Consider the following 23,386-nt stretch of genomic DNA (forward strand, 5'->3'; position numbering starts at 1 on the left):
CGGCGGACACGCGGTCCCCGAAGAACGCCGTGGGCCCCGAGGAGTCCTCCGGGCCCGGAGGGCGTCAGCCCCTCAGGGTTGCCCCGGTGCGCTCGCCCGCGAGGGCGACCGCCGATTCGCGGGCCGCGGACGCCTCGTCGACCGTCAGCGTGCGGTCGGGCGCGCGGAACCGCAGCGCGTACGCCAGGGACTTGCGGCCCTCGCCCAGCTGCTCGGCGTTCTCGTACACGTCGAACAGGCGGAGGGACTCCAGCAGTTCACCGGCGCCCTCGCGCAGGGCCGCCTCGACGTCCGCGGCCGGCACGGAGCCGTCGACGACCAGGGCGACGTCCTGCGTGGCGACCGGGAAGGTGGAGATGCCCGGCGCCTGCGGGGTGCCTTCGCCGGCCTGCTCCAGCGCGTCCAGGTCGAGCTCCATCGCGCAGGTGCGCGCGGGCAGACCCAGGTTCTTCACCACGCGCGGGTGCAGCTCACCCGCGTGGCCGACGACGCGCTCGGTGCCGTCGACGGTGACCGCCAGTTCGGCGCAGCGGCCCGGGTGCCACGGGCCGTACTGGCCCTGGCGGACGACGAGTTCGGCGCCCGCCTCGGCTGCGACGCTGCGGGCGGCCTCGATCGCGTCGGCCCAGTCTGCCGGGCGGCCCGCGCCCCACCAGCCGGCCTGTTCGCGGGCGCCGGCCAGAACGGCGGCGACGTGCCGCGGCTGGTCCGGGAGCGCCGCGTCGAGCCCGGCGAGTTCCTCGTCGGTGGGCCGCCGGTCCACGGGCAGGCGGACGGCGGCGCGCTGCTCCTCGCGCGGCTTGAAGACCAGGCCGGTCTCGAACAGCGCGACGTCGTGGCTGCCGCGTCCGTCGTTGCGCCGCAGCGCGCCGAGCAGGCCCGGCAGCAGCGAGGTGCGCAGCGCGGGCTCCTCGTCGTTGAGCGGGTTGGTCAGCTTCACCACCCGGCGGGCCGGGTCGTCCGCGTCCAAGCCGAGCTGGTCGAAGATCTGCTCGCCGATGAACGGGTAGTTGGGCGCCTCGACGTATCCGGCGCCGGCCAGGGCCCGGCCGGTCCGGCGGTGCAGCCGCTGCCGGGAGGTCAGCCCGCGTCCGGCGGGCGGCCGGGGCAGGGTGACGGGCAGGTTCTCGTAGCCCTCGAGCCGGATGACCTCTTCGGCCAGGTCGTTCGGATCGGTGAGGTCGGGCCGCCAGGACGGCACGGTGACGATCAACTCGTCCTGGCCGTAGACGTCGCAGCCGACCTGCTGGAGGCGGCGTACGACGGTCTCCCGGCCGTAGGCGACACCGGCGACCTTGTCCGGGTGGTCGGCCGGGATGGTGAGGGTGTGCGGCGCGGACGGGGCGACGAACTCGGTGACCCCGGCCTCGGCCGTACCGCCGGCGAGCAGCACCAGCAGGTCGACGGTGCGCTGCGCGGCAGCGGCGGCGGCCTGCGGGTCGACGCCGCGCTCGAAGCGACGGGACGCCTCGGAGGACAGCTTGTGCCGGCGGGCCGTACGGGCGATCGGCACCGGGTCGAAGTGCGCGGCCTCGACGACGACCTCGGAGGTCGCCCGGCCGAGGGTGGGGGTCCCCCCGGTCGAGTCTGTTCGAGACCGGGGGAGGTCGGCGATCTCGGTGTCGGCGCCGCCCATGACACCGGCGAGCCCGATCGGGCCGCGCTCGTCGGTGATCACCAGGTCCTCGGCATCGAGGGTGCGCTGCACCCCGTCGAGCGTGGTGAGCTTCTCGCCCTGCTCGGCCCGGCGCACGCCGATGGTGCCCTGGACCAGGGAGCGGTCGTAAGCGTGCAGCGGCTGGCCGAGCTCCAGCATCACGTAGTTGGTGACGTCGACGGCCAGGGAGACCGGGCGCATGCCGGCCTTCTGCAGCCGGCGGGTGAGCCAGATCGGGGAGCGGGCGTCGGGGCTGAGTCCGGTCACCGTGCGGGCGGTGAAGCGGTCGCAGCCCAGAGGGTCGGAAACCTTGACCGGGTAGCCGAAGGCGTTCGGGCCGGGAACGTCGAGCAGGGCCGGGTCGCGCAGCGGCAGCCCGTAGGCGGTGGCGGTCTCACGGGCCACGCCGCGCATCGACAGGCAGTAGCCGCGGTCCGGGGTGACGGCGATGTCGAGGACCTCGTCGACCAGTTCCAGCAGCTCGACGGCGTCCTTGCCGATCTCGGTCTCCGGCGGCAGCACGATGATGCCCTTGGTGCCGTCGTCGCCCATGCCCAGCTCGTCGCTGGAGCAGATCATGCCGTGCGAGACCTTGCCGTAGGTCTTGCGGGCGGCGATCGCGAAGCCGCCGGGCAGGACCGCGCCGGGGAGCACCACGACGACCTTGTCGCCGACCGCGAAGTTGCGGGCGCCGCAGACGATCTCCTGGGGCTCACCGGTGCCTCCCCCAGAGCCGAAAGCCTGGGAGGTGCCCCCAGCCTGCCCGACGTCGACGGTGCAGAAGCGGATCGGCTTCTTGAAGCCCTCCAGCTCCTCGATGGTCAGCACCCGGCCGACGACCAGGGGGCCCTTGAGGTCGGCACCGAGATGCTCGACGCTCTCGACCTCGAGGCCGGCCGAAATCAGCTTGGCCTGCACGTCGCGGCCGGTCTCGGTGGCCGGCAGGTCGACGTACTCCCGCAGCCAGGAAAGCGGGACCCGCATCAGATCTCCATCCCGAACGGCCGGGTGAACCGGACGTCACCCTCGACCATGTCTCGCATGTCCTCGACGTTGTGGCGGAACATCAGCATCCGCTCGATGCCGAACCCGAAGGCGAAGCCGCTGTACTTCTCCGGGTCGACGCCGCAGGCGGTCAGCACCCGCGGGTTGACCATGCCGCAGCCGCCGAGCTCGATCCAGCCCTCGGACGAGCAGGTGCGGCAGGGGCGGTCGGGGTTCCCGACGGACTCGCCCTTGCAGACGTAGCAGAGCATGTCCATCTCGGCGCTCGGCTCGGTGAAGGGGAAGAAGTTCGGCCGCAGCCTGGTCTTCATGCCCTCGCCGAACAGCGACTGCACCATGTGGTCCAGGGTGCCCTTGAGATCCGCCATGGTGAGGCCCTCGTCCACGGCGAGGAGTTCCACCTGGTGGAAGACGGGGGTGTGGGTCGCGTCCAGCTCGTCGGTGCGGTAGACGCGGCCGGGGCAGATCACGTAGACCGGCAGCTCGCGGCCGAACAGGGAGCGGATCTGCACGGGCGAGGTGTGGGTACGCAGCACGACGCCGGACTCGGTGCCGCCCTGGGGGCCCTGCACGAAGAAGGTGTCGGCCTCGCCGCGGGCCGGGTGGTCCGGGCCGATGTTGAGGGCGTCGAAGTTGAACCACTCGGCTTCGACCTGAGGGCCCTCGGCGACCTCGTAGCCCATGGCCACGAAGATGTCCTCGATGCGCTCGGACAGCGTGGTCAGCGGGTGCCGGGCGCCGGGCGGTACGCGGTCGTGGGGCAGGGTGACGTCGACCGCCTCCTCCACCAGGACCCGGGCGTCCCGCTCGGCCTCCAGTTCGCTCTGGCGGCCGGCGAGGGCCTTGTTCACCGCACCGCGCGCCTGGCCCACGCGCTTACCCGCGTCGGCCTTGGCGTGCGGGGGCAGGGCGCCGATCTCGCGGTTGGCGAGGGCCAGCGGCGAGGCGGTGCCGGTGTGGGCGATCTTGGCCTCGTGGAGGGCGTCGAGGGAGTCCGCGGCGGCGAAGGCGGCGAACGCCTCGTCCCGCATGCGCTCGATCTCTTCCGGTTTCAACGCCTCGACCTCGACAGGGTCGTACGACTTATTGGGTGCCGACATCTCTTCCCGTACTTCCGATTGACTGGCTGATGGTCCCCGTCACCGGCTCGTGGCCGAAGCGTCTCCGTCTGTGGGACACAAAGGTGCCAGAGGCCGAGTCTAACGGGGTGAGGGACCGTGAATGCGCCCGTGGGGCCCCGGGCGCGCGCTAGCTGAGATACGCGGGGGCCGCCACGGGCAACGTAAATCGGAGTTCCGCACCGCCACCGGGGGCGCGGCCGACCGTGATGGTGCCGCCGTGGACCTCGACGATGCCCTTGACGATGTACAGCCCAAGGCCGGTGCCGCCGCGCTTGCTGCCCCTCCAGAAGCGGGTGAAGACGCGGTTCATGGACTCCTCCGGGATGCCGGGACCCTCGTCGCTCACGGTGACCGACGTGGCCGCGTGCTCGCCGTTCTCCCGGTCTCGGGGGGACGCCGAGGGCGTGATGTCGATGGTGACGGTTCCCTCGCCGTGGCGCACCGCATTTTCCAGCAGGTTGCTCAGCACCTGGTCGACCTTGTCGGGGTCGGCCCACAGGTCGGGCAGGGGGTGCTGGATCCGCAGCAGGAACCGGTCGGCGGGCTGTCCGGCGGCGACGTACGCCTGGATGTGCCGTCCGACGGCGGCTCCGATGTCGACGGGCTGGCGGCGCAGTTCGAGGCGCCCGGAGTCGATGCGGGAGATGTCGAGGAGTTCGGCGATGAGCCGGGTGACCCGGTCGGCGTCGGCGTCGACGGTCTCCAGCATCAGCTGCTTCTGCTCGTCGGTGAACCGCTCCCACTTGGCGAGCAGGGTGGCGGTGAAGCCCTTGACGGAGGTGAGCGGGGAGCGCAGTTCGTGGGCGACGATGGCGATCAGTTCGGCGTGGTTGCGTTCGGTGCGGCGCCGGGCCTCGGTGTCGCGCAGCGACACGACGACGCGGTGGACCGGTCCGGTGGGCCGGGTGCGGACGTAGCGAGCGGAGACGAGGACCTCCCGGCCGCCGGGCAGCAGCAGGTTGCGCTCGGGCTGCCCCACCCGGATGGCGAGGCCGCCGTAGGGATCGGTGAGCTGCCACCAGCGCCGGCCTTCCAGGTCCTCCAACGGCAGCGCCTCGTCGAGCCGTTGGCCGAGGGCACGCTCGGCGGGGACGGCGGCGATGCGGGCCGCGGCGGCGTTGAAGCAGATCACCCTGCCGTGCTCGTCGGCGACGACGAGGCCGTCGGGCAGCTGGTCGGGGTCGATGCCGAGTTCGGCGGGGCCGGCGGACCGGGGCGCGGGCGGGCGCGCCGCCCGAGGTGCTCCCGGTGCACTGCTCGTGCCGACGGTCATCCCCGTATCCCACCTCTCCGCACTTCCTCGGGGTGCCCCGCGCTCGGGCGGGGTGCCCCGGTCCGGTCGGAGCCGGGGAGCCTGGGGTACGGCCGAGAGCTGGGGGAGGGTCCCCGGGCAGGTCACCTTACTAGCTCTCGGTGACGGAGCGGCACCCTCCGACGGCGCGCTGTGCACGCGCCGACGCGTAGAGACATACGGCGGCGGCGGTGGCGAGGTTCAGACTTTCGGCCTTTCCGTGAATCGGAACACGCACGACGGCGTCGGTGAGCGCCCGGGTCTCCTCGGGAAGCCCCCATGCCTCGTTGCCGAAGATCCAGGCGGTGGGCCCGCCCATGGTGCCGTGGTCGAGTTCGTCGTCGAGGTCGCGGTCGCCGGCGCCGTCCGCGGCGAGGACCCGTACGCCGGTGTCCCGCAGGGCGGCCACGGCGCGCTCGACGGGGACGCCCACAGCGACGGGCAGGTGGAACAGCGATCCGACGGAGGCGCGTACGGCCTTGGGGTTGTACAGGTCGACGGAGGCGTCGGTCAGGACGACGGCCTCGGCGCCGGCGGCGTCGGCGCACCGCAGGACGGTGCCGGCGTTGCCGGGGTCGCGTACGTGGGCGAGGACGGCGACGAGCCGGGGGCGGGCGGCGAGGATCTCCTCGAAGGGGGTGTCGAGGAAGCGGCACACGCCGACGAGGCCCTGCGGGGTGACGGTGGTGGAGATGTCGGCGACGACCTGCTCGTCGGCGAGGTGGATGCGGGCGCCGGCGTCCCGGGCGGCGCCGATGATGTCCGCGTACCGCTCGGCGGCCTCCGGGGTGGCGAACAGTTCGACGAGGGTGGCGGCGCCGGTGCCCCGGTGAACGGCGGTGCCCCGGTGAACGGCGGCCTCTCGTACGGCCTGCGGCCCCTCGGCGAGGAACAGGCGCTCCTTGCCCCGGAAGTTCCGTTTGGCCAGCCGCCGCGCGGCGGACACGCGGGGCGAGCGGGAGGAGATCAACTCGGGGGTGGCGGGGGGCATTCGGTTCACTTTCGCTCTCGGCTTCCGTGGCAGCTCCCGCGCGGTGCCACGGAAGCTTCCGCACAGACTACGGACCCGCAGGCAGCGCCTGCGGGTCCGTTGGATCACGCCGGTTCGAGGCCGGCGCGGCGTCACGCGGCCTTGGGCGCGTTCACGTCCGCCGGCAGCGCCTTCTGGGCGACCTCGACGAGCGCGGCGAAGGCGGTGGCGTCGTTGACGGCCAGCTCGGCCAGGATCTTGCGGTCGACCTCGACGTTCGCGGCCTTCAGACCCTGGATGAAGCGGTTGTACGTGATGCCGTTCGCGCGGGCAGCGGCGTTGATGCGCTGGATCCACAGCTGACGGAAGTCACCCTTGCGCTTCTTGCGGTCGTTGTAGTTGTAGACCAGCGAGTGGGTGACCTGCTCCTTGGCCTTGCGGTACAGGCGCGAACGCTGACCGCGGTAGCCGGAGGCCTGCTCGAGGATCGCCCGGCGCTTCTTGTGGGCGTTGACTGCCCGCTTGACGCGTGCCACTTTTTAACTCCTTGTAGCGGGGCCGCGGTTGATGGTCACGCGGCCCGAAATCGATTGGGTCCCGGTCCTGACGTACCTAGGGCGCCGGAGCGCCGGAACGTCACTTGCCGAGAAGCTTCTTGATCTTCTTGGCGTCGCCCGGGGCCATCTCGGCGTTGCCGGTGAGGCGACGCGTCACACGGGACGACTTGTGCTCGAGCAGGTGGCGCTTGCCGGCACGTTCACGGAGCACCTTGCCGGAGCCGGTGACCTTGAAGCGCTTGCTGGCACCGCTGTGCGTCTTGTTCTTCGGCATGGCGCCGTTATCTCCTCGTCGGTGGCGCTCCGGTGCCCGGTCACGAAAACCGGGCACGGTGGAGCGTCGTACTTGTTTCGGTTATGTCCTGAGGGCCGGCGGGCCCCCGAGGTCATGCGGTCACACGTCGGCGGGAGCTTCGGCCGGTGCTTCAGCCGGTGCTTCGGCCGGCGCTTCGGCCGGTGCTTCAGCCGGTGCTTCAGCGTCCGCCGAATCCTCAGACTCCGCGACGTTCTGCGAGCGGCCGGGGTGGGCCTTCGCGTCCGCCTTGCGGGCTTCCTGCGCCTGGCGGGCCTCGGCCATCGCCTCGGTCTTCTTCTTGTGCGGACCGAGAACCATGATCATGTTCCGGCCGTCCTGCTTCGGGTTCGACTCGATGAACCCGAGGTCCTGGACGTCCTCCGCGAGCCGCTGCAGCAGCCGGTAACCCAGCTCGGGCCGGGACTGCTCGCGACCACGGAACATGATCGTGATCTTGACCTTGTCGCCCTGCTTGAGGAACCGGACGACGTGACCCTTCTTGGTGTCGTAGTCGTGCGGGTCGATCTTCGGCCGGAGCTTCATTTCCTTGATGACCGTGTGCGCCTGGTTCTTGCGCGCCTCACGGGCCTTCATGGCCGACTCGTACTTGAACTTCCCGTAGTCCATGAGCTTGCACACGGGCGGGCGGGCAGTCTCCGCGACCTCGACCAGGTCCAGGTCGTACTCCTGCGCAAGCTCCAGTGCCTTGGCCAGCGGGACAATGCCCACCTGCTCGCCACTGGGACCGACAAGTCGCACCTCGGGAACGCGAATCCGGTCGTTGATACGGGGTTCGGCGCTGATGGATCCTCCTCGATAGCACCACGCGACGGTCTGGCGGACAGCCGCGTAACGTCTGTGTTCGTTAGACCTAACCGCGCCGAAGCAACAAAAATGCCCCGGACGATCACAGGCGGGGCTCCTCGAACTACCGGAGCACCGCCGCGGTCACCGCGGGGCGCACTTTCGGGCGGGTCACCGCTGAGCGGCTCCGCCTGACCGGTGACCTGTCATCCGGGGGGACGATCAGGTGGGAGTTCGAAAGCCTCCACTTGTGGGCCGGGCACGCATGCTGTGGGCAGACGGGTCCGACCGGTCGTTACACGAGGTTACCAGCTTCCGCGGGGGTGCGCTAACCGCCTGTCCCGCGCTTTCTGCCGGCGCCCCTCCTGCTGTCAAGGGGACACGCGCCGGGCCCTATCGTGTGGGGCATGAGTGAGACCTCCCCCTCGGAGACCCCCGAGACCGCCGACAGCCCCGACTTCGACGCCATGACCCGTGACATCGCCGAAGTCCCGGCCGTCGAGGTGATCGTGACGGTCGCCGTCAATCTGATGAGCGCCGCGGCCGTGAAGCTCGGTCTGACCGAGGACGGCGACGCGCACAAGGACCTGGACGAGGCCCGCAAGCTGGTGCACGCGCTGGCCGGCCTGCTGGACGCGTCCGCGACCGAGATCAGCTCCTTCCACGCGGCGCCGCTGCGCGACGGCCTGAAGTCGCTCCAGCTGGCGTTCCGTGAGGCCTCGCTCGTCAAGGACGAGCCGGGGCAGGGCCCGGGCGAGAAGTACACGGGCGCGATCTACGGCTGAGCGTGCCGGAGCCCGGTGGTCCGGGCTCCGCATGCGGGTACGTACGGATCACCCGCGTACGTAGAAGGGCTCGCCCGGCGGCGTCGTCCCGGCCGGCAGTACTGCCAGGTCGAGGCCGCGCACCAGGCGGGCCCTCAGTGTTTCGTCGGCGGCCAGGCGCTGGGCCACGGCGCGGGCGGCCTCGGCGACGGGGGCCGCGGGGTCGAGGACCAGGGCGAGGGTGCCGTCGGCCTGTCCCGGTCCGAGGTGCGCGCGCAGGACGGCGGGCTCCGCGGCGACGACGGCGCGCAGGGCCTCGATGACCAGGGGGTCGGCCAGCGGGTCGGTCGTCGTACGCCCCTCGGCGAGCGCGAGCAGCAGCGGGCCGGTCAGTTCGAAGGGCACGGGCCCGGCCATGTCGAGGACGACCGTGTCCGCCTTCTCGTGCGCGGCGGCCTGCAGGGCCTGGTGCAGCGGTACGGCGACCGGGCGGGCCGCCGGGTCCCAGCGGGCGAGCGAGTCGGTGGAGGTGAAGGCGGGCAGCGCGGTGCGGTCACCGGCCTTCAGCGTGGGGACGGCCATGTCACTGGTCTTCTCCCGGCGCAGCCCCCGTTCGTCCTCCTCGGTCTCGCCGAGCACGGCCACCACGGGAACCAGCAGCCGGGTGCCCTTGAGCGCGTCGAGGACCGGCGCGACGGCGTTGCCGTCCTCGGCCCAGGCGGCGAGTGCCGCACTCAGCCGGGGGTCGGCGGAGCCGTCGTCGTCACGGTAGCCGGGGTCGGGAATGTTCTTGTTCGCCACGGTCGTCGACCCTATCGGCCCGGGACGGCAGGCTCGCACGTGGGCGGGCGGCCGTGGGCGGTGAAGAACGGGTGGGTGCCGCGCGACGCGACCGGCCTGTGGGTCGTGAACAGCGTCCGGCCGCGTCACGGTCGGGGGCCGGGACCTGATGGTGGCCGCGCTGTCGACGGTAATCCGTCGATGGCCCGGGGCGTGGCGCTGGTGGAGGCGGCGGCGCGGGCCGCGGTGGCGGCGTTCACCGACGAAGGACGTCGGGGCGGTTGGGCCTCCGCGCGCAAGTCAGGGGCAAGCGGCGATGACGCACGTGGGCGGGCCCTTCCCCGAAAGGCCCGCGGGAGCACGTCACAGGGCGATCGGCCGATGTGCCAGAGCCTGATCGACCACCTCGTCCGCCGAGAGGCCGCGCTCCGGCGGCCAGAAGATCAAGTCGCCGACATGTCCGGACGGGCATCCCAGTGCTCGGTCGAGTCCGTCCAGCCAGTCGGCCACCTCGTCCTCCGGGGCATGGTCCGCTCGCATGATCCGCCGCACGAGCGCGATCGCCTCCGCGCGGGTCGTCTCCACAGCGCTCATCGGGCCCCCTCCCTCCGCCGAGCCGTCCTCGCGCCCGGGCGGACTCTCAGCCGTCCTCGTGGCCCGGGCGGCGCCCGCGCCACAGGACGATCGTGGCGACCAGGAGAACGCCGCCCGCGCTGCCCGCGAGGGGGGCGGCCCAGTCGGCGGTTCCGGTGTCGGACTCGGCGGTGTCCGGACCGGGGCCGAAGTACTGCTCGCCGTAGGCCGCCGACTTCAGGCCCTCGGGCTTCAGCCGGGCGGCGGCCTCGATGGCGGCGGCCGGGTCGACGAAGCCGAAGCCGCGGGAGTCGTCGCGGCCGTCGGCGGGGGCGTTGCGTGCGGTGTCCTTCAGGAGGTTCTTGAGCTGGGCCGGGGTCAGCCCGGGGTGGGCCGCTTTGATCAGGGCGACGGCTCCGGAGACGAACGCGGCGGCGGCGCTGGTGCCCCAGCCCTCGTAGTACTTGCGGTCGGGGTCGGCGATGATCACGTCGACACCCGGGGCGCTGACCGTGGCGTACCAGCGGCGGGTGGAGAACGGGGCGCGGGTGCCGTAGCGGTCGACGGCGGTGACGGCGATGACACCCGGGTAGGCGGCCGGGTAGGAGACGCGGTCGCCCTTCTCGCCGCCGTTGCCCGCGGAGGCGACGACGGCCACACCCTTGCGGAGGGCGTACTGGATGGCCTCGTCCTCGCCGGACTCGGGGTGAGCGGAGGCGGAGTCGTCGCCGAGGGAGAGGTTGATGACGTCGGCGCCGTGGTCGGCGGCCCAGCGAATGCCTTCGGCGAGGGCGTTGCCGCGGGTCCTGCGGGCCTTGGCGCGGGAGGGGTCGCCGTCCTCCAGGATCACGCGGACGGGGAGGATCTTCGCCTCGGGCGCGATGCCCAGGACGCCTTCGCCGTTCCCCACGCCGTGTCCGTGGCCCGCGATGATGCCGGCCATGGCGGTGCCGTGCCGGGCCCAGGGGCGGTCTCCGGCTTCGGCTCCGAAGCCGACCAGGTCCTTTCCGGCGAGAACGTTCCCGGCGAGGTCGGGATGCTCGGCGTCGACCCCGGTGTCCAGGACGGCGACGGTGACGCCCGCGCCCCGGGTGGTGCGCCAGGCCTCCTGGGTGTGCAGGGCTTCCGGTCCCCACTGCCGGTCGCGGATGCCGTCCGCATGGGCGGTGGTGGGAAGCAGGGCGAGGCCCGCGGCCAGTAGAACGCTCAGGGTGGCGGCTCGGGCGGTCGCGGGCCTCATGACGGCTGCTCCGTGGTCGTATCGACGTTCTTGCGCAGGCCGCGTTCGACCCGGTCGGCGAGGCCGCGCGCCTCGTGGCCGAGGCCTGCCTGGGCGGGGGCGGTGGTGGCGCCGGACTCCATGCCGTCCTCGGCGGGCAGCGGGGTGCCGGCGTCGCGGCCGTCGGCCCAGCCGGACACGGCGTAGACGACGGCGGGGGCGTCGGTGAGGACGGAGATCGCCCAGGCGGCGCGCTGCCCGGCGCCGAAGCCGGCGGCCGCGGTGCCCTTCGCCGCGTACGGGCGGGGTATCAGGTCGGTACGGCGGTCCAGGCGCTCCTTGTCGAAGCGGCCGGCGAGGGAGACCATGTTGGCGGCGTCGGCCTTGGTGAACAGCAGGCCGACGGTGGTGACATGGCTCTGGGTGGCGTCGGTGTAGGTGGCGCGCAGCAGGCGTTCGCAGCCGAGGGGGGCGAGCAGCTTGCGCAGCAGCGGGTCGAAGGCGTCCTCGCAGCCGCTGTCCGGGGCCACGGCTATCCGGGTCCAGACCCGGTCGGCGTCGCCGGGGCCGGCACCTTCGCCCTGCACGGTGGGCGGGAACAGCTCGTCGACGGGGACGTTGTGCCACATGCTTGCGGCGGCGGCGAAGCCGGTGTCGGCCCCCTTCTCACCGGAGTCCCCGGCGAGCCAGCTCCCGGCGACGGCACCGCCGATCAGTCCCACACCGAGGACGAGACAGACCGCGGCGGCCACGACCTGGGAGCGGCCCCTCCGGCCGAGCGGGTGCGGCCGGGCGTTCTCGTCGTACCCCTCGGGCTGCGCGAACGTCACGACCGGCCGGCCGGAGCCGGAGGCACCGCCGGGTGCCATGGGAGCGCTCCAGGAGAACCCGGGGTCGGGGGCGCTTGGACCGGAGGGCGCGGCGGTCGCCCACCCGGTGCCGTACGGCTCGTCGGCGCCCGGACGCGAGGCCGGAACCCACGCCGCCTCGTCCCGCGCGGGATCCGGCGCCGGTCCGGTCGGCCGGGGCGGCCCGGCCGGGGGCGGCGGCGCGGCGGCCGAGTGCCCGGGGCCGAACCGCGGCCCCGGGGGCGCCGCGTGGTCCCGCTCCGGTCCGGCCGGCGTGGCGGGGTACGGCGGCACGTCCGGCCGGCTGGCCGGCCGGGCCGGCGCGGACGCCCGTACGGAGACCGGACGCAGACGGGTCGTCGTCTCCGACGGGGGCTCGGGGCGCGCGTCGGTGCTGCGGGCGTCCGCGCGGCCCGCGGTGGGGCGCCGCTCGGCGGGCCATTGCTGTCCGGTGCGGGTGGGGCCGTGCGTGGGCTGCGGTGGCACGGTGGCCGAGCCGGTCGGCGGGGTGCCCGGGGAAGGTGCCCCGTGGCCCACGGCCGGCGGGGTGTCCGGGAAGCGGGCGGACGCCCTCGGCGGGGGCGGCGGCGTGCCGCCCGTGCCCACCGGCCGGCCCTGCCCGCCGGCACCGAAACCCGGAAAGCGGGGCCGGGACGGCGAAGCCACCGAGGACGAGGCCGAGGAGGCGGAGGGAGACACCGGGGAGGAGGGAGCGGGCACGGGCGTGTCTCCTGCGCCGCCCTCCGCACGGCCCGTGTCGGCGGACGGCGCCGCGGCCGGCCGGCGCACGTCGAACGCGCCGGTTCCGCCGGAGGTCCGTCCCTTGGGCTGCACCGGTGCGGCGCCGTCCGCCGCTCTCCCGGTGGGCGTCGCAGCGGGCGTCTCATGCGGTCCGGTGCCGACGTCGGGCTGCCGTCGGTCCGGCTCACGAGTGTCCTCGTCCGCGCCGGCCGGCGGGTGGGACGGGCGCGGGGGCGTGGACGGTGGCGGAGGAGTCGTGGGGCCCGGGGAGTGGGAGGCGCGCCGCGCTTCCGTGCTCATGCACCCCCCGTTTCCTCGTGCCCGGACCGTTTCCTCGCCGCGGGCCGGTGTCTGCCGCCGGACCCGGTACGAAGTCGTCCCGGGCACAGATACCCGCACGGGAGAAGCGTCATCCCGGCACGGGCCTTTGTCCGGCGTGGGCCGCCGGGCGTGCGCGTCACTCTACGGCGTGACCCCGGCCGAACGGGAACCAGTCCACAGGCCCGCGGCATCTGCCCGGAACGTCCCCCTACCCGTTCGGAAGACCTGTCTGGCAGGCTGCGTTCATGACTGCGCGCGCCTCCGACCGGGCCCGTTACGAACAGGCCACCGCCCATCTCGACGCCCCGCTCGCGATCGTGGATCTGGACGCCTTCGACGCCAACGCGGACGATCTGCTCCGCCGGGCGGGGGGAAAGCCCGTCCGGGTGGCGAGCAAGTCCGTGCGCTGCCGCGCCCTGCTCGAACGGGCGCTCGCCAGGGACGGCTTCGCGGGCATCATGTCGTTCACCCTCGCCGAGTCCCTGTGGCTGGCCCGTTCCGGTTTCGACGACATCCTGCTCGCCTACCCCTCCGCCGACCGCTCCGGTTACGCCGAACTGGCCGCCGATCCCAAACTCGCCGCCGCCGTCACCGTCATGGTCGACGACCCGGCGCAGTTGGACCTGATCGACGCCGCGCGCGCCGGCGGCAGTGAGGTGGTGCGGGTCTGTCTGGAGCTGGACACCTCGCTGAAGCTGCTCGGCGGCCGGGTGCGGGTCGGTGCCCGGCGGTCCCCGCTCCACTCCCCCGCGCAGGTCGCCGAGGTGGCCCGCGCGGCGGCCCGGCGCCCCGGGTTCGAGGTCGTGGGGATCATGGCGTACGAGGGGCATGTCGCGGGGGTCGGCGACGCGGTGGCCGGGCAGCCGCTGCGGTCCCGGGCCGTGCGGCTGATGCAGGCCACCGCCCGGCGGGAGCTCGCCGCGCGGCGAGCGGCGGTGGTGCGGGCGGTGCGGGAGGTCGTGCCCGATCTGGAGTTCGTCAACGGCGGCGGTACGGGCAGCGTGCAGTACACCGCCGAGGAGGACGCGGTCACCGAGATCGCGGCGGGTTCGGGGCTGTACGTACCGCGGTTGTTCGACAACTACACGTCGTTCACCGGGCGTCCGGCGGCGCTCTTCGCCCTGCCCGTCGTACGGCGGCCGGGCGTGGGCGTGGTCACGGTGCTCGGCGGCGGTTATCCGGCCTCCGGCGCGGCCGGCACCGACCGGCTGCCGGTGCCCTGTCTGCCCGAAGGTCTGCGCTACGACCCCCAGGAGGGGGCCGGCGAGGTGCAGACGCCGCTGCTGGGCCCGCCGGCCGACGATCTGCTGATCGGCGACAAGGTGTGGTTCCGGCACGCCAAGGCGGGCGAGCTGTGCGAGCGGTTCGACGCACTGCGGCTGATCGAGGGAGACGCGGTGACGGACACCGTACCGACGTACCGCGGCGAGGGCATGACGTTCCTTTAGGTCCGGTCCGGCGCGGGTCAGGGGGTGGGGCCGACGCTGTCGCCCACGCCGCCGCCCGGGTCCGCGTCGCCGACCGCGCGGATGCCCCGGGTGATGCGGTCCATGTCGGTGAGGGGCGGTGCGCCGTCGCCCGCCTCGAAGACGTAGCGGACGACGATCGGCGCCCCGGTGCCGATGGTGGAGGGGAAGACCAGCGACTGCACGTACCCGCCGGGGCCCTTGCCGGTCGTCACCTGCCGGCGGACGAAGTACCCGGCGCGGCCCGCCACCGCGACCGGGCCGGACTTCACGACCTTGTGGGACTCGATGCCGCCGTAGGGCTTCCGGTCGAGGGCGTCCTCCTCGAAGGCGTCCTCGACCGCGTCGGAGACGTCCTCCTCGGCGAGCAGCTCGGGCGAGGTCTCATCGGTCGCGGTCACCGTCCGGGACATGACGAGGCCGTGGCGGCAGACGCTGCCCTCGCCCGGGCAGTCGTGAGTGCCGGGGGTGGTCATGACGACGTCGTCCTGACTGACGTTCTCCGGCCGCACCCAGCCGTCGAGGAGCGGGAAGGTGATGCCGTTGAGCTGGTCCTCGACGATGTTCGGATCGTCGGCGGGAGGTCCGGACGCGGACTCCGAGGGGGGCCCGGACGGGGTGGGGCCGACGCCGTCCGGTACCTGGGCGGACGGTGCGGTGGTCGGGCCGGTCCTGATCTCCGGGTCGTCGTCGCCCAGCAGCACCGCGCCGGTGACGATCGCGGCGACGAGCACGGCCGCCGCCGTGACGAGGGCGATCACCGGGGTACGGCTGCCGGAGCCACCGGGGGACGGCGGCACCGGCCCTCCGGGGACCCCGGGGGTACGCCGGTGTCCGGTCCAGGCCGCACCGTCCCACCAGCGTTCCAGGTGCGGGGCGTGCGGGTCGGGGTACCAGCCGGGTGCGGGCGTCATGCTCATCCGGGCACTCTAGGAGGAGTACCGGCGAAGCCCGCCTCCGTTCCCGTGACTCGTCCGCGCCCAAAACAGGTTGCCGCCCCGGTCGCGGACGTCGGCGTCGGCGTCGGCGTTCAGCGGTGCCCGGTCGGCATCGTCTCCGTGTCGAACGCCACGAAGCGCAGCTCCGAGGTGTAGCGGCGTCCCTCGTCGTCGTGGAGCCAGGTCTGCTCCGGTGAGGGCAGCATCTCCGTGAACGTGACCGTGCCCCGTGGGTCCCTGCGGGCCAGCCGACGCAGCGCCTTGGCGAGGATCGTGACGTACACGGGGCTGTCGAAGTCGACGTAGAACGGCCGGGACTCGGCCGGGGAGACGACGAAGACGTAGCGGGGCAGGCCGAGCCGGGCGCGCCACCGCCGGGCGCGGACGAAGCGCCGGGCCTCGTCCTTGTCGTCGGCGAAACCGGCCTCCGACGCGGGCAGCCGCCACGTCTCCCGGGCCACCACCAGCCGGTCGACGGTGACGCGCGGTGTGTGGCCCTCCGGCGGCAGGAGGTGGAAGAGGTCCATCGACAGGGTGGTCAGGACGTGTGAGAAGACGTCCGTCACCGGGAACCGCGCGCCGTCCGGAAGCCGGACGACGAGGTCGCCGTCGCGCTCCTCGACGACGGCGTCGGCGCTGCGCACGGCCCGGGGGCGGGCGGGGTCCGCGGTGAAGTCGGTCAGGGCGACCTGGTAGTCCTGGGGCCGTATCAGCGTGTGCCGGACCCGTGCGGACAGGCGCGCACGGTGCTCTTTGGGGATCAGCGGCAGCAGGCGCGGCCCGGGGTGGTCCCGGTCGGTGAGACGGAGCAGTTCGCAGGCGTCCGGGTGCTGGTGGGTGAAGAGGGAGGCGCCCAGCGTGTTGGCGGCCAGGTGGAGTTCACCGAGGACGAGGGTGAAGTCGCCGCGGGCCACCGCCTCGGCACCGTCGGCGGCGATCATGATGTCCGGGCTCAGGTAGCGGGCCGCCGTCCAGCCGCCGGAGCCGGTGAACTCCTCCCGCACCGCCGCCTCGATGTCCGCGGAGCGGACGGTCACCCGGCGGGTGCCCGGGGGGATCGCGAGGATCCGCTGCCAGGTGGCGGCGAACTCCTCCTGGAGTTCGCCGGCGGTGGCGCGCGCGGTGCCGTGCAGCACCGGCAGGCACGCGAACCAGAAGGCGGCCAGGTCGACCGGTCCCTCGGCGGCGAGGCGTTCGTACACCGCGCGCGTCCCGGTCCGTACGACGTCGGCGAGCCGTGAGGTGAGCCACCCGGCGCTGTCCATGAGCAGCCGCAGCGGACGCAGTGCCTCCAGCACATCGGGACCGAGGCGGGCCGTCGCGGACCGGCGGGCGTCGTGGTATACCAGCGCCCGGCACGGCGCGGTCGACGCGGACTTCTCCCGCACGGCGGCGGTGTCGGTCAGTTCGGTGAAGTCCCGTTCCAGGCCGGTCAGCGCGCCGGCCAGCGCGTCCACGTCGTGGGCGGCGGCCACCGCCGCGCGGCCCTCCTCCAGCCGGTCCAGCGCGGCGAGCCCCCGTCGGCGCGGTTCCGGCGCGTCGACGGTCTCCAGCCAGGCACGCAGGTCCCGGTCGGGGTGGGTGCCCGCAGGGACGTCCAGACGCCATACCACCAAGCGGCGGGCGACCAGGTCGGTGAGGACGTCAAACACGTCGTGATCCGGGAGCGCGGCGGCGATCGCCCGCGCGGGGCGGACGCCGTCACAGAGGGCGAGAACGGCCGCGGTCTCGGCGGGGACCGTCACCGGGCGCCGGCCGGGCACACGGACCCGGCAGCCGTCCACCGTCACGAAGGGCACCCGGCGGGGGGCGATCCACTCCCGTAGGCCGGGGTCGGCGTCCAAGGTCCTGGCCAGCGCGTCGATGCCCCAGCTCGCCCAGTAGACGGTGGACTCGGCGACGATTCCGGATCCGCTGTCGACGACGGCGCCGGACGTCGCGGCGTCCCAGCGGCCCCAGCCGACGGGGCCGAAGAAGCCGATGGTGTCGTTCTTCACGCAGAACCGCTGCCAGTAGTGGGCGACCAGTTCCTCGCGCTGGCGGGGCATGCTGCTGCGGCTGTCCACGCCGGGCGTCCAGCGCAGGAACGGGGCGATGCCGGAGGTGAGCACCGGGCGGTTCTGCCAGGCCACCGCCTCCCGGAAGGACGGCGTGCGGGCGATGTCCTGGAGGGTGTGCGCGGTCTCCACGGCAGCGTCGGAGAAGAGACGGGTGAAGTCCGCCCAGCAGGTGCCGTCGAGGGGGGTGTCCGCGTCGAACTTGTCGGCGGCCTCGGCCAGTCCGGGCGGGGCCAGCCGCAGCACCCCGTCGGCGGGGAAGCCGGGGCCGCGCAGCGCGAACTGCTCCCACAGACGCCATCGGCCGAGGGACGGTACGAGGTCTTCGGTCATGGCAGGGCTCTCCTTGGCGAGCGCGGGAAACGGGTGGGCGGAGGGGCGGGTCGGGTGGGCGCGTCGGGTATGGCACGTCGGGCGGGCACGCGGCACGACGGCAGGGAGGGAAACAGTCGGGAGCGGGCAGAGAGAGTTCGGGCCGGCACCGGGCATGGACGGGTGCGCGGCGCGCGCCGGTCCCTGGTCCTCGTGCGGTCGCGTCGGGGCCAGGGACCGGTGGGGCGCACGGTGGATGTGGAGCGGGTGCCGCGGGGTCAGGAGCGGCCGTGGTCGGCGTCGACGACCTCGGCCAGATCCCTCGGTGTGGGGTAGGCGAAGACCAGCGAGACCGGAACTTCCGCGCCGAGGACCTCTTCGAGCCGGCCGGTGATCTGGAAGGCGGTGAGCGAATCGCCGCCCGCCTCGTAGAAGTCGGTGTCCGCGGTCAGGTCGGGCAGGCCCAGGACGTCGCGGAAGATCTCGACGAGCAGGTCGGCGGTGCGGGTTGCGGTCGCGGCGTTCTCGGTCATGGTGTGCGCTCCTCGGTGGTTGTCGCGGTGGGTGTTTCCACGGTTGTTTCCGTGGGTGTCGCGGTGTGTGGGCGGAGAAGGGCGTGCAGGCGGGCGGGGGTGTTGCCGCCGGAGACGACGGCCACGGCCCGTTCGCGGCGGCCGGCGCGCAGGGCTCCGGCCAGGGCGACGGCCCCGCTGGGTTCGGCGTCGACGCCCAGGCGGTGCAGCAGGGCGGCGGCGGCGAGGATCTCGGCGTCGCCGACGGCCATCAGGTCGTCGACGCGGTCACGGATGATCGGGTAGGGGACGCGCCCCGGCCGCTGACCGCGCAGGCCGTCGGCGACGGTGGCGCAGGGCGGCAGCTGGACCGGGTGCCCCTCGGCCAGGGAGCGGGCGTAGCGGGGGGTCAGGGCCGGTTCGACGCCGACCACCCGGACCGGGTGGCCGGCGGCGGCGAGACAGACGCCGGCGAGGAGCCCGCCGCCGCCGGTCGGGACGTAGACCGTCTCGGTGCCGGGGGCGTCGGCGAGCAGTTCGGTGCCGACCGTGCCCTGCCCGGCCACCACCAGGGGGTGGTCCGAGGAGGGCACGAGGGTGGCGCCGGTCTCCTGCGCGAGCCGGCCGGCCCGCTCCTCCCGCTCGGCCACTCCCCCGCCCACCTGGACCGTCTCGGCGCCGAGCGCGCGGATGACGGCGGCCTTGGCGGGGGTCGCGCCCGCCGCGAGAACGACGGTCAGCCGGATGCCGAGGGAGCGGGCGAGCCGGGCGAGTGCGATGCCGTGGTTGCCGGACGAACCGGTGACGACCCGGTCGGCGTCCAGCGCCAGAACGGCGTTGGCGGCTCCGCGCATCTTGAACGAGTGGCCGGTCTGCAGGTGTTCGGCCTTCAGCAGCAGGTCCGGCCCGTGGGTCGCCGTCACCGGGCCGCGCAGCAGGGGCGTGCGCAGGACATGAGGGGCGATCCGGGTGGCCGCCGCGGCGACGTCGGCGGGGCCGGGCAGGGTGCCGACCGCGGCCGGCCGCAGACCGGTGGCGGTCACGGGGCACTCCCGACGACCAGCCGGCGGCGGTCCGCCTTGCCGCCCCGGGTGGTGGGCAGCTCGTCGTGGCGCTGGAACCGGCGGGGCATCAGATGCGGAGGCAGGGAGCGGGCCAGGTGGGTGCGGAGCTCCGCGTCGGCGGTGGCGGTCAGGTCGCCGGTGACGTGGGCGGTCAGGTACACCCGTCCCCGGTCGTCGGTGTGCGCGGTGACCGCGGCGCCGCTGACGCGCGGGTGGGACAGCAGTGCGCCCTCGATCTCGGCGGGGTCCACCCGGTGGCCGCGGATCTTGACCTGCCGGTCGGTGCGGCCGACGTAGGTCAGGCCCCGCGGGCCCCACCGGCCGAGGTCGCCGGTGCGGTAGAGGCGGGCGCCGGGCGGTCCGAAGGGGTCGGGCAGGAAGCACTCGGCGGTACGGGCCGGGCGTCCGCCGTAGCCTCGCGCCACGCCCGCGCCGCCGATGTACACCTCGCCCACGCTGCCGTCGGGGACCGGTGCGAGGCCTGCGCCGAGCACCCGGACGACCGTGCCCTCCCGGGGCGTGCCCACCACGTCGGCGGCCGTGTCGGGATCGGCCGGGACGGCGTGGCGGGTGGTGGTCATGGTGCACTCGGTCGGGCCGTACTGGTTGACGAGCGTGCCCGGTACCGTCCGCCGTCCGCCGGCGGTGAGGAACGGGCGCAGGGACTCACCGCTGGAGGCGACCAGGGTGACGCCGGCCAGCGGGTCGGCCGGGTCCGGCTGCCCGGCCAGGTGGGACAGGAAGGACGGGGTGACGCTGAGCAGCGCGGTCACCCGGTGTTCGCGCACGGTACGGACGAAGTCGCCGGGGCGCAGCAGCCGGGCGCGCTCCGCGATCACCAGCCGGGCGCCGGCCAGCAGCGGGGCGAAGGTGTCCCGGATCGAGGCGTCGTAGCCGAGCGGCGCGGTCTGCAGGGCCACGGTGTCCGGGCCGAGGCCGAAGGCGCGTGCGGTGTCGCGCAGGTAGGCGTCGAGGGCGTGGTGTTCGACCAGGACCGGGCTGGGATCCCCGGTGCTGCCGGAGGTGTGGCTGACGTAGGCCAGGGCCTGCGGGTCGACGGGCGGGGGCGGCGTCGCGGGTTCGTCCGGCGGGGCGGTGGGACCGTCGGGCTCGGCGGTCGGACGGCCCGGCTCGGTACCCAAACGCTCCGGCTCGGCGCCCGGACGGTCCAGCAGGACCGTGGGCATGTCCAGGCCGAGCGCGTGGGCGTGCGCGGAGGTGCTCAGCAGCAGACGGGTGTCCGCCCCGCGGACGAAGGCCGCCAGCCGCTCGCGGGGCTGGGCCACGTCCAGGGTGAGGAAGGCGGCTCCGCAGCGGATGACCGCGGACATCGCGGCCACCGCGTCGGCGCCGTGCTCGACGGCGACGGCGCACACCGTCTCCGGTCCGGCGCCATGGGCCCGCAGCAGCCGGGTCAGCTCCTCGGCGCGCGCGGCCAGCCGACCGTACGTGATCTCACCGGCGGGGGTGTCCAGCGCGATCCGCCCCGGGTGGCGGGCGGCGTGCGCGGCGAGGTCGTCGGCGACGGTGCGCATCACGCCTCCTCCGTGCCGGTGACGGTCCGGTCGACGGCCACGAAACGGAGTTCGGAGGTGTAGCGGTGCCCGTCGTCGTCGGTGAGCCAGGACTGCTCGGGGGTGGGCAGCATCTCGCTGACCTTCAGACGGGCCCCGGGGTCCTTGCGGGCGAGCCGGCGGGCCGCCTTGGCGAAGATGGTGACGTACACGGGGCTGTCGAAGTCGACGTAGAACGGGCGGGGTTCGGTCGGGGAGACGATGAAGACGAAGCGGGGCAGGTCGTGGCGGCGCCGCCAGTGCCGGGCGCGCACGAATCGGGCGGCCTCGTTCTTCTCGTCGGCGAAGTCGACTTCCGAGACGGGAAGTTGCCAGGTCTCGCGGGCCACGGTCATGCGGTCGACGGTGATGCGCGGGGTGTGTTCGCCCTCGGCGCGGAGGGTGAAGCGGTCCATGACGCGCTGGGTGAGGGTGTTGGCGTAGGCGTCGAGCACGTCGTGGGCGCTGCCGTCGGGCAGCACGGCGGTCAGCCGGCCGTCCCGGTTCTCGACGCGGACGTCGGCGCTCGGCACCGAGTTCGGGCGGTGCGGGTCGCCGGTCTGGTCGACCAGGGTCACGTAGTGGTCCTCGGGCCGCTCCAGGGACGGCCGGCTGCGGGTGGACCAGCGCAGGGGCAGCTCCTTGGGCAGCGTGGGCAGCAGGCGCGGGCCGGGGAAGTCGCGGCTGGTCTCGGTGATCAGCCGGTCGCGGTCGGGGTGCTGGTGGACGAAGAGGGAGGCGCCCATGGTGTTCAGAGCGCAGTGCATCTCGCCGAGGACGAGGTCGACGTCCCCGCGGGTGAGCGCGTCCGCGTCCTCGGCGACGACCAGGATGTCGGGGCTGACGTAGCGGGCGAGGGACCAGCCGTCGCCGGGCTCGCCGAACTCCCGGCGCACCCGGTCGGCCAGCTCGGCCGTGGTCAGGCGGACGCGGCGGGCACCGGGCGGGACGTCGAGGATCCGGGCCCACTTGGCGCGCAGTTCGGCCTGGACGGCGTCGATCAGGTCGCCGGCGTCCGGGTGCGGGGAGGGCAGGGTGTTCATCCACAGGGTGGCGAGGTCCACGGGCGTGCCGTCGGCGCTCAGGCGGTCGTGGACGGTGCGCAGCCGGGCGCGGATGGCATCGGCGAAGCGGTTCGTCATCCAGCGGGCGGCCGTCAGGCACAGCTGGAGGGGCTCCAGACGGGCCAGCAGTGCGGGTCCGGCCGTGGCAGTGGCCGACCGTCGGGCGTCGGAGTACACCAGTCCCCGGCAGGGGGCGGTGCGTGCGCCCTTGGCGCGCTGGGCCTCACTGTCGGTGAGGGCGGCGAAGTCGGCCTCCAGGGCGCCGATCGCGGCGGTCAGCGCGGTGGCGTCGGTCCCGGCGTCCCGTACGGCGTCGCGGCCGTGCTCCAGCACGGCGAGCTTCGCCAGCGCCCGGCCGCGGACGGCCTCGTCGGGTACGCGCTCCAGGATGTGGCGCAGGGCCCGGTCGGGGTGGGTGGCCGCGGGCACCTCCAGACGCCACTGCACCCAGCGCCGTCCGGCCAGTTCGCGCACGATGCCGGCGACGTCGTCGCTCTCCAGGCCCAGGTCGGCGGCGACGGCGGCGAGGTGCCGGGTGCCGTCGCAGCGCAGCAGCACGGCCTGGTGGAGTTCCCCGACGGGCTGGGCGGGCCGTCCCGGGATCCGTACCGTGCCGTCCTGGCAGTGGACGAAGGAGACCCGGCGCGGCGGGATCCACCGCATCAGTTCCTCGTCCTCGGCGAGCACCTTGGCCAGGGCGTCGATGGCCCAGCCGGAGAAGTAGACCTCCTGCGCGGCGAGGAAGCCCCGGCCGGCGTCCACGGCGACGGCGTGCGGCGCCGACAGGTCCCAGCGGCCCCAGCCGACGGGGCCGAAGAAGCCGATGGTGTCGTTCTTCACGCAGAACCGCTGCCAGTAGTGGGCGACCAGTTCCTCGCGCTGGCGGGGCATGCTGCTGCGGCTGTCCACGCCGGGCGTCCAGCGCAGGAACGGGGCGATGCCGGTGCGCAGGACGGCAGGGTTCTGCCAGGCGAGGGCCGCCTGGAAACGGGGCTGGGCGGCGACTTCCTGGAGGTGGCGGGCGGTGTCCACGGCGGCCGCCGACAATTCCTCGGCGAAGGCCTGCCACTCGGGTCCCGACAGATCGGTGCCGGGGCCGAATTTGTCGGCGGCCTCGGCCAGTCCGGGCGGGGCCAGGCGCAGCACGCCGTCGGCGGGGAAGCCGGGGCCGCGCAGCGCGAACTCCTCCCAGAGCCGCCAGTCTCCGCCCGGCAGCAGGACCGGTGCGTGCTCGTCCGACATCACGTGCTCCTTCCGGAAGGGGGTGCGCGGGGGAGGCCGCTCGGCCGGGCCGTGGCCGCCGCCGGGATGCCCAGCTCCCCGGGCGTACAGCACCGTCCCGCGCCGGGGCGGCAGGGCACCAGAGAAGATCCGGCAGCAACGCGCGCCGCGGGCTCGGCGCGTTCGTCCCTGCCCCGGCAGGGGGGCCGCCCGGCACGCTGTCGGCGTCGGTCCCGACCTGCGGCCGGCCCCA

Annotated in this window: 19 protein-coding genes; 2 read left to right on the forward strand and 17 right to left on the reverse strand. The window is 74.0% G+C overall.

The annotated features are described in order from the left end of the window. Positions 1 to 64 precede the first annotated feature (64 nt). The 7 genes from pheT to infC form a co-directional block, all read right to left on the reverse strand. A complete protein-coding gene (pheT, locus tag ACFYQA_RS10035) occupies positions 65 to 2,641 on the reverse strand; it encodes a phenylalanine--tRNA ligase subunit beta (RefSeq protein WP_388914224.1) in 2,577 nt (858 codons plus the stop codon). After that, complete coding sequence (gene pheS / locus ACFYQA_RS10040) at positions 2,641 to 3,762, reverse strand: phenylalanine--tRNA ligase subunit alpha (RefSeq protein ID WP_388914226.1); 1,122 nt, start codon at positions 3,760 to 3,762, stop codon at positions 2,641 to 2,643. Before pheS ends, pheT begins: the two co-directional genes overlap by 1 nt. A 148-nt stretch (positions 3,763 to 3,910) precedes the next feature. Next, positions 3,911 to 5,056, reverse strand: a complete 1,146-nt coding sequence (locus ACFYQA_RS10045; RefSeq protein ID WP_388914228.1) for an ATP-binding protein — start codon at positions 5,054 to 5,056, stop codon at positions 3,911 to 3,913. A gap of 130 nt (positions 5,057 to 5,186) precedes the next feature. Then, positions 5,187 to 6,065 (reverse strand): TrmH family RNA methyltransferase, encoded by an 879-nt coding sequence (locus tag ACFYQA_RS10050; RefSeq protein WP_388914230.1) that lies wholly within the window; start codon positions 6,063 to 6,065, stop codon positions 5,187 to 5,189. A 131-nt stretch (positions 6,066 to 6,196) separates the two neighbouring features. Then, complete coding sequence (gene rplT / locus ACFYQA_RS10055) at positions 6,197 to 6,580, reverse strand: 50S ribosomal protein L20 (protein WP_004933571.1); 384 nt, start codon at positions 6,578 to 6,580, stop codon at positions 6,197 to 6,199. 100 nt (positions 6,581 to 6,680) lie between these two features. Further along, a complete protein-coding gene (gene rpmI, locus ACFYQA_RS10060) occupies positions 6,681 to 6,875 on the reverse strand; it encodes a 50S ribosomal protein L35 (protein WP_055574739.1) in 195 nt (64 codons plus the stop codon). Between the two features lie 120 nt (positions 6,876 to 6,995). Continuing rightward, positions 6,996 to 7,700 (reverse strand): translation initiation factor IF-3, encoded by a 705-nt coding sequence (gene infC, locus ACFYQA_RS10065; RefSeq protein ID WP_388914619.1) that lies wholly within the window; start codon positions 7,698 to 7,700, stop codon positions 6,996 to 6,998. Between the two features lie 407 nt (positions 7,701 to 8,107). Between infC and ACFYQA_RS10070 the strand changes: the two genes are divergently transcribed. After that, positions 8,108 to 8,485 (forward strand): DUF1844 domain-containing protein, encoded by a 378-nt coding sequence (locus tag ACFYQA_RS10070; RefSeq protein WP_386399268.1) that lies wholly within the window; start codon positions 8,108 to 8,110, stop codon positions 8,483 to 8,485. Between the two features lie 48 nt (positions 8,486 to 8,533). Here ACFYQA_RS10070 and ACFYQA_RS10075 read toward each other — a convergent pair whose 3' ends face one another. The 4 genes from ACFYQA_RS10075 to ACFYQA_RS10090 form a co-directional block, all read right to left on the reverse strand. Beyond that, a complete protein-coding gene (locus ACFYQA_RS10075; protein ID WP_388914233.1) occupies positions 8,534 to 9,265 on the reverse strand; it encodes an SseB family protein in 732 nt (243 codons plus the stop codon). Between the two features lie 342 nt (positions 9,266 to 9,607). After that, positions 9,608 to 9,838, reverse strand: a complete 231-nt coding sequence (locus ACFYQA_RS10080; protein WP_388914236.1) for an e9imm peptide — start codon at positions 9,836 to 9,838, stop codon at positions 9,608 to 9,610. A gap of 46 nt (positions 9,839 to 9,884) precedes the next feature. Beyond that, a complete protein-coding gene (gene mycP / locus ACFYQA_RS10085) occupies positions 9,885 to 11,057 on the reverse strand; it encodes a type VII secretion-associated serine protease mycosin (protein WP_388914238.1) in 1,173 nt (390 codons plus the stop codon). Continuing rightward, on the reverse strand, positions 11,054 to 12,925 hold the full coding sequence (locus tag ACFYQA_RS10090) for a hypothetical protein (RefSeq protein ID WP_388914241.1): 1,872 nt from the start codon (positions 12,923 to 12,925) through the stop codon (positions 11,054 to 11,056). Before ACFYQA_RS10090 ends, mycP begins: the two co-directional genes overlap by 4 nt. A gap of 266 nt (positions 12,926 to 13,191) precedes the next feature. On the opposite strand from ACFYQA_RS10090, the gene ACFYQA_RS10095 reads away from it, so the two are divergent. Then, on the forward strand, positions 13,192 to 14,394 hold the full coding sequence (locus tag ACFYQA_RS10095) for an amino acid deaminase/aldolase (RefSeq protein ID WP_388914244.1): 1,203 nt from the start codon (positions 13,192 to 13,194) through the stop codon (positions 14,392 to 14,394). A 17-nt stretch (positions 14,395 to 14,411) separates the two neighbouring features. Here ACFYQA_RS10095 and ACFYQA_RS10100 read toward each other — a convergent pair whose 3' ends face one another. The 6 genes from ACFYQA_RS10100 to ACFYQA_RS10125 all read right to left on the reverse strand — a co-directional run bounded on the left by ACFYQA_RS10100 (position 14,412) and on the right by ACFYQA_RS10125 (position 23,154). Next, on the reverse strand, positions 14,412 to 15,326 hold the full coding sequence (locus ACFYQA_RS10100) for a DUF2510 domain-containing protein (protein WP_388914622.1): 915 nt from the start codon (positions 15,324 to 15,326) through the stop codon (positions 14,412 to 14,414). Positions 15,327 to 15,442: 116 nt separating this feature from the next. Next, positions 15,443 to 17,740: a lantibiotic dehydratase gene (locus tag ACFYQA_RS10105; protein ID WP_388914247.1), complete on the reverse strand. Its 2,298-nt coding sequence runs from the start codon at positions 17,738 to 17,740 to the stop codon at positions 15,443 to 15,445. Positions 17,741 to 17,997: 257 nt separating this feature from the next. Further along, on the reverse strand, positions 17,998 to 18,252 hold the full coding sequence (locus tag ACFYQA_RS10110) for an acyl carrier protein (protein WP_388914250.1): 255 nt from the start codon (positions 18,250 to 18,252) through the stop codon (positions 17,998 to 18,000). Then, positions 18,249 to 19,274: a threonine/serine dehydratase gene (locus ACFYQA_RS10115; protein WP_388914253.1), complete on the reverse strand. Its 1,026-nt coding sequence runs from the start codon at positions 19,272 to 19,274 to the stop codon at positions 18,249 to 18,251. Before ACFYQA_RS10115 ends, ACFYQA_RS10110 begins: the two co-directional genes overlap by 4 nt. After that, a complete protein-coding gene (locus ACFYQA_RS10120) occupies positions 19,271 to 20,830 on the reverse strand; it encodes an amino acid adenylation domain-containing protein (protein ID WP_388914256.1) in 1,560 nt (519 codons plus the stop codon). Before ACFYQA_RS10120 ends, ACFYQA_RS10115 begins: the two co-directional genes overlap by 4 nt. Next, the gene (locus ACFYQA_RS10125; protein ID WP_388914259.1) at positions 20,830 to 23,154 is read right to left on the reverse strand and encodes a lantibiotic dehydratase; all 2,325 of its coding nucleotides are present in this window, start codon (positions 23,152 to 23,154) and stop codon (positions 20,830 to 20,832) included. The genes ACFYQA_RS10120 and ACFYQA_RS10125 overlap by 1 nt, the downstream gene beginning before the upstream one ends. Between the last annotated feature and the right edge of the window lie 232 nt (positions 23,155 to 23,386).

Origin of the sequence: Streptomyces sp. NPDC005774, assembly GCF_042871645.1 — a bacterium.
Classification (GTDB): Bacteria; Actinomycetota; Actinomycetes; order Streptomycetales; family Streptomycetaceae; genus Streptomyces; species Streptomyces pratens.

Excerpts from the sequence above, each read along its gene's own strand:
- pheT (WP_388914224.1), bottom strand. The coding sequence starts at position 2,641 with ATGCGGGTCCCGCTTTCCTGGCTGCGGGAGTACGTCGACCTGCCGGCC.
- pheS (WP_388914226.1), bottom strand. The coding sequence starts at position 3,762 with ATGTCGGCACCCAATAAGTCGTACGACCCTGTCGAGGTCGAGGCGTTG.
- ACFYQA_RS10045 (WP_388914228.1), bottom strand. The coding sequence starts at position 5,056 with ATGACCGTCGGCACGAGCAGTGCACCGGGAGCACCTCGGGCGGCGCGC.
- ACFYQA_RS10050 (WP_388914230.1), bottom strand. The coding sequence starts at position 6,065 with ATGCCCCCCGCCACCCCCGAGTTGATCTCCTCCCGCTCGCCCCGCGTG.
- rpmI (WP_055574739.1), bottom strand. The coding sequence starts at position 6,875 with ATGCCGAAGAACAAGACGCACAGCGGTGCCAGCAAGCGCTTCAAGGTC.
- ACFYQA_RS10070 (WP_386399268.1), top strand. The coding sequence starts at position 8,108 with ATGAGTGAGACCTCCCCCTCGGAGACCCCCGAGACCGCCGACAGCCCC.
- ACFYQA_RS10080 (WP_388914236.1), bottom strand. The coding sequence starts at position 9,838 with ATGAGCGCTGTGGAGACGACCCGCGCGGAGGCGATCGCGCTCGTGCGG.
- mycP (WP_388914238.1), bottom strand. The coding sequence starts at position 11,057 with ATGAGGCCCGCGACCGCCCGAGCCGCCACCCTGAGCGTTCTACTGGCC.
- ACFYQA_RS10090 (WP_388914241.1), bottom strand. The coding sequence starts at position 12,925 with ATGAGCACGGAAGCGCGGCGCGCCTCCCACTCCCCGGGCCCCACGACT.
- ACFYQA_RS10095 (WP_388914244.1), top strand. The coding sequence starts at position 13,192 with ATGACTGCGCGCGCCTCCGACCGGGCCCGTTACGAACAGGCCACCGCC.
- ACFYQA_RS10100 (WP_388914622.1), bottom strand. The coding sequence starts at position 15,326 with ATGACGCCCGCACCCGGCTGGTACCCCGACCCGCACGCCCCGCACCTG.
- ACFYQA_RS10105 (WP_388914247.1), bottom strand. The coding sequence starts at position 17,740 with ATGACCGAAGACCTCGTACCGTCCCTCGGCCGATGGCGTCTGTGGGAG.
- ACFYQA_RS10110 (WP_388914250.1), bottom strand. The coding sequence starts at position 18,252 with ATGACCGAGAACGCCGCGACCGCAACCCGCACCGCCGACCTGCTCGTC.
- ACFYQA_RS10120 (WP_388914256.1), bottom strand. The coding sequence starts at position 20,830 with ATGCGCACCGTCGCCGACGACCTCGCCGCGCACGCCGCCCGCCACCCG.
- ACFYQA_RS10125 (WP_388914259.1), bottom strand. The coding sequence starts at position 23,154 with ATGTCGGACGAGCACGCACCGGTCCTGCTGCCGGGCGGAGACTGGCGG.